Origin of the sequence: Streptomyces sp. NPDC056160, from assembly GCF_042268205.1 — a bacterium.
In the GTDB taxonomy this organism is placed as follows: domain Bacteria; phylum Actinomycetota; class Actinomycetes; order Streptomycetales; family Streptomycetaceae; genus Streptomyces.
Genome location: NZ_JBHJUW010000324.1, coordinates 1 through 1874 on the forward strand (window position 1 = coordinate 1; position 1874 = coordinate 1874).

1 pseudogene is annotated in these 1874 nt (G+C 67.7%); it reads right to left on the reverse strand.

Annotated elements, in window-relative coordinates:
* Positions 1 to 131: 131 nt before the first annotated feature.
* A pseudogene (locus ACFC02_RS42430) lies at positions 132 to 1630 on the reverse strand (ISL3 family transposase).
* Positions 1631 to 1874: the final 244 nt, after the last annotated feature.

A 1874-nucleotide genomic window follows, 5' to 3' on the forward strand; every position in this document is an offset into this window, starting at 1 on the left:
GGAAGGCACCGCTGAACGCGTTCCAGATCGCCTTCGAAGGCCGACTCACCCCCACCAGCCACTGACCTCAACAACCAAGATCAGCCGTTGATTGGGCCCTGTCTCACATTCGGTGGTAACGGAGCGTGCTGCTATCCGAGGAGGATGCGGTGGCGAAGCAGGGTGAAGCCTGCTCGTCCGTGCATCTGGCGCGCGATCCGCTTGGTCTTGGTGTTCACACCCTCGGTGGGGCCGTTGCTGTACGGAAGTGTGAGGGCGGCGTTTACGGCTTCACGGTCTCGTTCCAGACCTCGGGTGAAGGCATGCAGGTGGGGCAGGTCGGCGCCGCGGACCTGGACGATCCAGTGCGAGAGTGCGTCGGCGTTGTCGGCGTGCGGTGCAAGGAGCGGGGTGAAGTCGGGGATCATTGCGGCCAGTTGCGTCATCTCGGGACAGGCGGCGGTGAGCTTGGCCAGGAGCTCGTGTTGCTCGGCCTTGAGGTTGGCGGGCCTGGTCAGCAGCATCCGGGCGAGCCTGCGCGGGGAGATATGGCTGCGGTCGGCGTCCGATCGGCCCTGGTTGATGTACTTGTGCAAGAGGTTCAGGCAGCCCGTGAAGCCGAGGGCTTTGATCTCTTCGAAGAGGTGCTGAACGGGGACGCCGGGATCCTCGGCCCGGCGTTTGCGCAGCGGTAGGGGTCGACGAGGCTGGCACGGTACTTGGGAACGCGGAGCATCCGCTCGGGCCGGTCGGCGCGGGCATAGCGCTTGACGGTGTTCAGGGCCAGTTCCAGGCGGCGGGCGCATTCGAGCAGGCCGACGCCCTGGTCGAGCAGACCGTGGACCTGGTGCCAGCGCTCCAGGGTGGTCTGGGCGCGGGGCCCGTCGTAGATCGGCGCGTCCAGTACGGCGGCCCAGCAGGCGCTGTGCGCCTTGACCTCGCTCGGAGCGGCTTCGCACAGGTTGTGCCACAGATGCCACCGATCACCGACGTGCGTCGCACGGGGCGGGGCGCGGCGGATGGCCTCGGCGTAGGTCGCGGAGCCGTCGCGGCACACGATCTCGATGCCCGGATGCTCGCGCAGCCATGCTTCCAGGGTGCCAGCCGTGCGGTCGGGCAACACGTCGATCCGCTCATGCGTCTCGGCATCGATGATCACGGTGGCGTAGCGGTGCCGCCGGCGCAGCGCGAAGTCGTCGACGCCGATCACGCGGGGCACCCGCCCGGTGGGCAGGGGGATCCGCAGCAGGGCGCGCAGAGCCGTGTGACGCGAGACGCCCGCCGCGAGTATCGCCAGCAAACGTGCCCCCGCCCGGCCCGCTAACTCCTTGACCACCGCCTTGACTTGCCTGGTCAGGCAGGTCGTGCGTCGCCGGTATCGGTCCAGGACTCCGGGCACCTGCTCACGGAAGGTATGTCGGCAGCCGCGGGTGGGGCACACCAGGCGTCGCACTCGCACACGGACCACCACCCGCCGTCCGTCGACCGGCACGTCAGCCACCGTCCGCCAGTGATAGCCGTGCACCCGCCCCGACGACGCCCCGCACGCAGGGCAGGCCGCAGTATCCTGCGGAGTCCGTGCCCGCACCACGACTCGCTCGCCCTCGTCGACGACATCCTCGATGACCAGCGGGGGCAGCCCTGAAAACACCGTCTGCACAAGCTCGTTGGCATCCTTCACATGGATACCAACGACACCTCACCACTCTGCGTCACCACCGAATGTGAGACAGGGCCCAATCAACGGCTGATCTTGGTTGTTGAGGTCAGTGGCTGGTGGGGGTGAGTCGGCCTTCGAATGCGATCTGGAACGCGTTCAGCGGTGCCTTCCAGCGCATCGTCCAGCGGCGTCGTCCCTTGCCGGTCGGGTCCGGGCTCATCAGCGCCATGTAGAC